Origin of the sequence: Streptomyces sp. 13-12-16 (assembly GCF_002114215.1) — a bacterium.
Taxonomy (GTDB): domain Bacteria; phylum Actinomycetota; class Actinomycetes; order Streptomycetales; family Streptomycetaceae; genus Streptomyces.
Genome location: NZ_NCTE01000526.1, coordinates 1 through 6859 on the forward strand (window position 1 = coordinate 1; position 6859 = coordinate 6859).

The 6859-nt window shown below is 70.8% G+C and carries 9 protein-coding genes and 2 pseudogenes; 8 read left to right on the plus strand and 3 right to left on the minus strand.

Features of this window, described 5'->3' with window-relative positions:
• Both B7767_RS21255 and B7767_RS21260 read left to right on the plus strand, forming a co-directional pair.
• Nucleotides 1-308 (plus strand): annotated as a pseudogene (locus tag B7767_RS21255) (sigma-70 family RNA polymerase sigma factor); the annotation flags it as partial.
• A gap of 56 nt (nucleotides 309-364) precedes the next feature.
• Nucleotides 365-862, plus strand: a complete 498-nt coding sequence (locus tag B7767_RS21260) for a GNAT family N-acetyltransferase (protein WP_085573599.1) — start codon at nucleotides 365-367, stop codon at nucleotides 860-862.
• Here B7767_RS21260 and B7767_RS21265 read toward each other — a convergent pair whose 3' ends face one another.
• From B7767_RS21265 to B7767_RS21275, 3 genes are read right to left on the minus strand one after another with little or no spacing between them, the layout of a single operon-like run.
• Entirely contained in the window at nucleotides 863-1294 is a 432-nt protein-coding gene (locus B7767_RS21265; protein ID WP_085573600.1) for a hypothetical protein, read from the minus strand.
• A 1-nt stretch (nucleotide 1295) separates the two neighbouring features.
• Nucleotides 1296-1655 carry a hypothetical protein gene (locus tag B7767_RS21270; RefSeq protein WP_085573601.1) on the minus strand — a complete coding sequence of 120 codons (360 nt, stop codon included), beginning with the start codon at nucleotides 1653-1655 and terminating at the stop codon, nucleotides 1296-1298.
• Between the two features lie 13 nt (nucleotides 1656-1668).
• Nucleotides 1669-2025: a hypothetical protein gene (locus tag B7767_RS21275; RefSeq protein ID WP_256923522.1), complete on the minus strand. Its 357-nt coding sequence runs from the start codon at nucleotides 2023-2025 to the stop codon at nucleotides 1669-1671.
• Nucleotides 2026-2088: 63 nt separating this feature from the next.
• On the opposite strand from B7767_RS21275, the gene B7767_RS21280 reads away from it, so the two are divergent.
• The 6 genes and pseudogenes from B7767_RS21280 to B7767_RS48185 form a co-directional block, all read left to right on the plus strand.
• Nucleotides 2089-2739, plus strand: coding sequence for an HAD family hydrolase (locus tag B7767_RS21280; RefSeq protein ID WP_085573607.1), 651 nt, complete (start codon nucleotides 2089-2091; stop codon nucleotides 2737-2739).
• A 397-nt stretch (nucleotides 2740-3136) separates the two neighbouring features.
• Nucleotides 3137-4174: a methionine ABC transporter ATP-binding protein gene (locus tag B7767_RS21285; RefSeq protein WP_085573602.1), complete on the plus strand. Its 1038-nt coding sequence runs from the start codon at nucleotides 3137-3139 to the stop codon at nucleotides 4172-4174.
• Nucleotides 4171-4908 (plus strand): methionine ABC transporter permease, encoded by a 738-nt coding sequence (locus B7767_RS21290; protein WP_085573603.1) that lies wholly within the window; start codon nucleotides 4171-4173, stop codon nucleotides 4906-4908. The genes B7767_RS21285 and B7767_RS21290 overlap by 4 nt, the downstream gene beginning before the upstream one ends.
• A gap of 66 nt (nucleotides 4909-4974) precedes the next feature.
• On the plus strand, nucleotides 4975-5802 hold the full coding sequence (locus B7767_RS21295) for a MetQ/NlpA family ABC transporter substrate-binding protein (RefSeq protein WP_085573604.1): 828 nt from the start codon (nucleotides 4975-4977) through the stop codon (nucleotides 5800-5802).
• Nucleotides 5803-5933: 131 nt separating this feature from the next.
• Nucleotides 5934-6572 carry a GNAT family N-acetyltransferase gene (locus tag B7767_RS21300; protein ID WP_085573605.1) on the plus strand — a complete coding sequence of 213 codons (639 nt, stop codon included), beginning with the start codon at nucleotides 5934-5936 and terminating at the stop codon, nucleotides 6570-6572.
• Nucleotides 6573-6688: 116 nt separating this feature from the next.
• Nucleotides 6689-6859 (plus strand): annotated as a pseudogene (locus B7767_RS48185) (precorrin-6y C5,15-methyltransferase (decarboxylating) subunit CbiE); the annotation flags it as partial.

A 6859-nucleotide genomic window follows, 5' to 3' on the forward strand; every position in this document is an offset into this window, starting at 1 on the left:
AGGCCCGCCGCGCCCGCCGCGGCGCCCGCCGGGAGACGGCGCTGACCGGCGACCCCGCCGACACCGGACACCACGGCCCCGAGGGTCTCGCACTCGCCGCCGCCCGCCGCCGTACCCTGCGGGACGCCGTACGACGGCTGCCCGGCCGCTGCCCGGATCTGATGGAGGCACTGCTGTCCCCGCGCGACCCGACATACCGGGAGATCGCGGGGGAGTTGGGTATCTCACAGGGCAGTCTCGGTCCGGAACGTTCCAGATGCCTGGGATGTCTGCGTCGTTTGCTCACACGGGAGGTTGCGGCGCGCTGAGGACGGGGATAGGAGTGGGGACGACAGGTGATCAGGTGAGCGGGAGGCATGCGCACATGGGCATGAGCGTGACCATCTCTGCGGCGGCCGAGCAGGACGCGGAGCAGATCTTCAGGTTGCAGTACCTGTGCTTCCAGAGCGAGGCGGCGCTCTACGGCAACTACCGCATCGACCCGCTCGTCCAGACCCTCGACTCGGTCCGCGAGGAGGTCGCCGCCGACTGCGTCTTCGTCGCCCGCCTCGGCGACGAGATCGTCGGCTCGGTGCACGGCAGGATCACCGAGGAGGGCGCCGCCGCGATCGGCAAGCTCTGCGTCCACCCCCGCCTCCAGGGACACGGCATCGGCGCGCGTCTCCTCAGGGCCGCGGAGTCCGCCCTGGCCGACGAGCGCGGCGCCAGGACCTTCCGCCTGCACGCCGGGCACCGCAGCGAGAGCAACCTGCGCCTGTACAGCAAGGTCGGCTACCAGCGGGTGGGCACCTCCCAGGGCGCCGACGGCGTACCGATGATCGTCCTGGAGAAGCAGGCGCAGGCCTACGCGACGACCGCCTGATCAGGACGCCGGCGGCTGCCCCGGCCGCGCCCTGCGCAGCCAGTACAGGGCGGTGAGGGGCAGCAGCACCGGGATGAAGAGGTAGCCCATCCCGTAGTCCGACCACACGGTGGCGTCGGGGAACGCGGACGGTTCCACCAGCGTCCAGGTCCCCACGGTCAGTACGCCCACGAGCTCGGCGGCGCAGCACACCAGCGCCGCCCTGCGGGCCGTCTCACCGCCGCGCACCAGGGTGTAGGTGATGAAGCCGTAGACCACGCCGGCCGCCGCCGACAGCGCGTAGGCGAGCGGTGCCCGGTCGAACTCGGTGGCGATCTGGTACGCGGAGCGCGACACCGCGCCGACGACCATCACCCCGTACAGCCACACCAGCAGCAGTCCGGGACCGCCGATCAGCCGCGTCCCGGTCGGCTTCTCCCGCGTCGCGGCCATCTCAGCCTCCCCAGATGTCATGGAGCCGCACCTCGAGCACGGCCAGCACGACACCGCTCGCGGCGACCGTCAGCGAACCCCAGCGGGAGCGCTCGCCCAGCGACATGAAGCCGGCCGCCGGGACGCACGCGAACGCGCCGAGCAGATACGCCACGAAGATCGTCGTGCCCTGCTCCGGCTTCTCGCCCCGGGCCAGTTGCACGATCCCGACGACCAGCTGCGCCAGCGCCAGCAGCGTGACCACGGCCATCCCGATGAAGTGCCAGTCCTTCGTCGGCTGGTCACGGTAGGCGGCCCACCCGCACCAGGCGCCGAGCAGCAACGCGGCGACACCGGTCACCACCGTCAGGACATCAAGCATGGCAGTGACCCTATTACGCCGGAAAACCCCCGGTGTCCCCGCCCCCGGGAGCGCCGGGCCCGGGTTCCTCCGCGACCAATCCGGCGGCGGCCGCCCACTCGTGGATCCGTGCGTGCGCGCCCACGTCGAGCACCGGCGCGGGTGTGTGCACCGGACCCGGGGCGGTCTCGATCAGATGGGCCATCGTCCAGGCGAGCCCGTAGCAGTCGTCCGGCCCGAAGCAGCCGGCCAGGGCCTCCGCCTCGGCGAGGCTCAGCGGGCGCGGTATCGCCTCGAGCTGCCGCGCCCTGCGGTCGATCTCCGCTTCCTCCCCGGTCTCCTCGTCGGGCAGCGGTCCGTCCGCCACGAAGGCGCTCACCTCGGGTCCCATGCCGTGATGATCGCCACGGCCGGGGAATCCGGCAAGGTCCGCCGGGCCCGTAAGGTCGATGGCATGACCATCCATGCGCAGGCCCTGCTGTTCGACAACGACGGAACCCTCGTCTCCTCCCTCGCCTCCGTGAACCGCTGCTGGACGCGGTGGGCCGTCGAGTACGGGATCACGGCCGAGGAGTTCGGGCGCGTCGAGCTGCACGGGCGGCCGGCCGCGGAGATAGCCGCCGATCTGCTGCCCGCCCGTGTCGTGCCGGAGGCCGTCGCGCGGATCGAGGACCTGGAGGTCGAGGACGTGCCCAACGGCGGTGTGGAACTGCTGCCGGGAACCGCGGACTTCCTCGCCGCGCTGCCCGCCGAGCGCTGGGCCGTCGTCACCTCCGCCACCCGGCGCCTGGCCGAGGCCCGCCTGGAGGCCGTCGGCATCCTGCCCAAGACCCTGGTCGCCGCCGACGACATCACCCGCGGCAAGCCCGACCCCGAGCCCTACCTCCTCGCCGCCCGCACCCTCGGCGTCGACCCCGCGCACTGCGTCGTCTTCGAGGACGCCCCCGCCGGACTCCAGGCCGGCCGTGCCGCCGGCATGACCACCGTGGCCTTGGCCACAACCCACCGGGCCCACGAACTGACCGCCGACCTCGTCGTCGAGGACCTCTCGGCCCTGTCCGCACTGGTCACGGACGGGGGAGTGGAGATCTCCGTACGGCCCTGACGTGCGCGCACCCCTGTCCACGGCTGTCCAGAATACGGACAGCCGTGTCCGGTCAGGAGCGAACGTCTGCTTTACTGATCGCATGACCACGACGAGCGACCGCATCCCTGCGACCGAGGCGCCCACGACGCCCGGTGCTCGGTGTATGTGTCGCCGAATGTGCGCCTGACAGAGGGCCCCTGCACCACCTGAGCCTCGCGCCCCGAAGCGAGAGCCCGCTCGTGTCCGCCCGCATGCCCCGCATGCGCGACTGAGCCACGCCCCCGCGCGCACGTTTCTCCACGGTCTCCACCGCCACGCCCCACCGAGATCCGTGCCGCCCGGCTGCTTTCGACCCTGAATGCCTCGTGCCCGGCGCCCACGACGCGCCGCGCACTCGACAGTGACGGATACCCACGTGATCACCACCTCGGGCCTCACCAAGGTCTACCGCTCACGCGGCCGCGAGGTCACCGCCCTCGACGGCGTCGACCTGCACGTCCGCGAAGGCGAGGTCTACGGCGTCATCGGCCAGTCCGGCGCCGGCAAGTCCTCCCTCATCCGCTGCGTCAACCTGCTGGAACGCCCCACCTCGGGCACCGTGACCGTGGCCGGCCAGGACCTCACCGCGCTCGCCGGCCGCGGCCCCCGGGCCGGCCGGGAACTGCGGCAGGCGCGCAGCCGTATCGGCATGGTCTTCCAGCACTTCAACCTGCTCTCCTCGCGCACCGTGCAGGACAACGTCGAACTGCCCCTGGAGATCCTCGGGAAGTCGGGGAAGGAACGCTCCCGCAAGGCGCTGGAACTGCTCGACCTGGTGGGCCTCGCGGACAAGGCCAGGGCCTACCCCGCCCAGCTCTCCGGCGGTCAGAAGCAGCGCGTCGGCATCGCCCGCGCCCTCGCCGGCGACCCCAAGGTGCTGCTCTCCGACGAGGCCACCAGCGCCCTCGACCCGGAGACCACCCGCTCGATCCTGCAGCTCCTGCGCGACCTCAACCGGCAGCTCGGCCTCACCGTCCTGCTCATCACCCACGAGATGGACGTCGTGAAGTCGGTCTGCGACTCGGCCGCCCTCATGGAGAACGGCCGCGTCGTCGAGTCCGGCACGGTCACCGACCTCCTCGCCACCCCCGGCTCCGAACTGGCCTCCGCGCTGTTCCCGGTCGGCGGCGAGGCCTCCGGCGACGACCGCACCGTCCTCGACGTCACCTTCCACGGCGAGAGCGCGACCCAGCCGGTCATCTCCCAGCTCTCGCGTACCTACAACATCGACATATCGATCCTCGGCGCCGCCATCGACACCGTCGGCGGCCTCCAGGTCGGCCGGATGCGCATCGAACTGCCCGGCCGCTACGAGGAGAACGTGGTCCCCGTCGGCTTCCTGCGCGAACAGGGCCTCCAGATCGACGTCGTGGACCAGGCAGAGCTCGCACTTGTGAAGGAGGGGGCCAAGTGACCTGGTCCGAGATGCAGCCGCTGCTCGAACAGGCCTGTACCGAGACGATGGTCATGGTCGGCTGGTCCACCCTGATCGCCGTCGTCGGCGGCCTCCCGCTGGGCATCCTGCTCGTCCTCACCGACAAGGGCGGACTGCTCCAGAACACCCTGGTGAACAAGGTCATCGGGCAGATCGTGAACATCGGCCGCTCGCTGCCGTTCATCATCCTCATGGTCGCCCTGATGGACTTCACCCGCTGGATCACCGGCACCACCATCGGCAGCGAGGCCGCGATCGTGCCGCTCGCCATCGGCGGCATCCCCTTCTTCGCCCGCCTCGTCGAGACGGCCGTACGCGAAGTGGACCACGGGCTCGTCGAGGCCGTGCAGGCCATGGGCGGCAACACCTGGACGATCGTCCGCAAGGTCCTCGTCCCCGAGGCGCTGCCCTCGCTGATCGCCTCCACCACCACCACGGTCATCGCCCTCATCGGCTACTCGGCCATGGCCGGCACCGTCGGCGGCGGCGGACTCGGCGACCTCGCCGTCCGCTACGGCTACCAGCGCTTCGAGACCGGCCTGATGTGGATCACCGTCGCGATCCTCGCCGTGGTCATCTCGCTCATCCAGTTCGCCGGCGACTACGCGGCCCGCGCCCTGCACCGCCGCGGCGGCCGCTCCGGCCCCTCGCCCAGGCTCCGGCTCCTCAAGGCCAAGGAGCCCGCCGCGGCCGGCATCGACAAGGTCGCGTAAGCGCCCCTCCACAAACTCCCCGTCACACCCATACGGGGCCGCACCACCCAAGGAAAGGCACTTTTCGTGCGTAACACCGCCAAGATCACCACCGCCGTCCTCGCCGCCGGAGCCCTCACCCTCGGGCTCACCGCCTGCGGCTCGGACAAGGAAGCCGCCTCCGACACCTCCGGCCCGCTGGTCGTCGCCGCGAGCCCCGTGCCACACGCCGAGATCCTGACCTTCGTCAAGGACAACCTCGCCGAGAAGGCCGGCCTCGACCTCGAGGTCAAGGAGTTCACCGACTACGTCACCCCGAACACGGCGACCGAGGACGGCTCCGTCGGCGCCAACTTCTTCCAGACCCAGCCGTACCTCGACGACTTCAACAAGAAGAACGGCACCCACATCGTGTCCGTCGTCGACGTGCACCTGGAGCCGCTCGGCCTCTACTCGAACAAGGTCGACAAGGCCGACGCGCTGAAGAGCGGCGCCACCATCGCGATCCCCAACGACACCGTCAACGAGGGCCGCGCCCTGCAGCTGCTCGCCGCCAACGACCTGATCACCCTCAAGGACGGCGTCGGCACCGCGGCGACCCCCGCGGACATCACCGAGAACCCGAAGAAGCTCACCTTCAAGGAGCTGGAGGCGGCCCAGACCCCCCGCTCCCTGGAGGACGTCGACGCGGCGGTCGTCAACGGCAACTACGCCATCGAGGCCGACCTCAAGCCCGCGGAGGACGCCCTCGTCCTGGAGGCCGCCGAGGGCAACCCGAACAACAACCTCCTCGCCGTCAAGGAGGGCCAGGAGGACGACCCGCGCGTGAAGAAGCTCGCCGAGCTCCTCACCTCCCCCGAGGTGAAGAAGTTCATCGAGGACAAGTACGCCGGTTCCGTCCTCGCCTCCTTCTGATCCGGCCTCGCGCCACCCACGGGGTCCACTCCGCTACAAGGGGTGGACCCCGTGGTGCGGTTCGGTGCCTTCATGCTGCATGCTGGGCAGTTCAGCAGCACCCGACGGTCTCTCAGGTTACGGAGCGGCGCATGACGAGCACCTTCCCCAGCATCTCCATCAGCACGGAGCGGTTGGTGCTGCGTCCCTTCGACACGGACGACGTCCCGGCCCTCGCCGAGATGATGAACGACGAGCAGGTCGGCGCCTGGACCGACGTGCCGCAGCCCTTCTCCGAAGAGGCCGCGCACACCTGGATCACCGAGTACGCCCCCTCCGAACGCGCCCGGGGCAACGGACTCGACCTCGCCGTCACCGAGTTCCTCACCCAGCGCCTGGTCGGCGTCATCCAGCTCGCCAAGACCAACTGGCACGTGCGCTCCACCGAACTGTCGTACATCGTCGCCCCCTGGGCGCGTGGCGAGGGCTACGCGTCCGAGGCGGCGCTCGCCACCGCCCAGTGGCTCTTCAACGACCAGAAGTTCGAACGCATCGAGCTGCGCACCGCCGCCGACAACACCGCCTCCCAGCAGGTCGCCCAGAAGATCGGCTGCATCAGCGAGGGCGTGCTGAGAGGCGCCTGCATAGCCCACGTCCGCACCGAGGGCGGCGGCTGGAGCGACGTACGCACCGACTTCATCGTATGGAGCCTGCTGCCCGAGGACATCGAGGGCGCGGACGGACAACTGGCCGACACCGGCGGATTCACCCCGTACCCGGACTGGAACTGACCTTCGCACGAGGTACCGGCGGCGCTGTCCCCGGTCGCACCAGGTAGTCTCACGGAGCCCGCCCCGTGGCGGGACAGCCGACGACGACCTGCGCAGACCCCAGGAGACAGACGACGATGGCCGACCGGGTCACGGTGATCGGCTGGGACGGTTCGCCGCTGACCGCCGCGGCCCGCGCCGCGCTGGGCGCCGCCACGCTGGTGGCCGGCGCCGCCCACCATCTGGCACTCCCCGAGGTGCCCCCCGGCGCCGAACGCGTCCGGCTCGGCTCCGTCGCCCTCGCCGCC

What these genes read in the sequence shown, in the direction of transcription:
- B7767_RS21260 (WP_085573599.1), top strand. Translation starts at nt 365, where the DNA reads ATGGGCATGAGCGTGACCATCTCTGCGGCGGCCGAGCAGGACGCGGAG.
- B7767_RS21265 (WP_085573600.1), bottom strand. Translation starts at nt 1,294, where the DNA reads ATGGCCGCGACGCGGGAGAAGCCGACCGGGACGCGGCTGATCGGCGGT.
- B7767_RS21270 (WP_085573601.1), bottom strand. Translation starts at nt 1,655, where the DNA reads ATGCTTGATGTCCTGACGGTGGTGACCGGTGTCGCCGCGTTGCTGCTC.
- B7767_RS21280 (WP_085573607.1), top strand. Translation starts at nt 2,089, where the DNA reads ATGACCATCCATGCGCAGGCCCTGCTGTTCGACAACGACGGAACCCTC.
- B7767_RS21300 (WP_085573605.1), top strand. Translation starts at nt 5,934, where the DNA reads ATGACGAGCACCTTCCCCAGCATCTCCATCAGCACGGAGCGGTTGGTG.
- B7767_RS21275 (WP_256923522.1), bottom strand. Translation starts at nt 2,025, where the DNA reads ATGGGACCCGAGGTGAGCGCCTTCGTGGCGGACGGACCGCTGCCCGAC.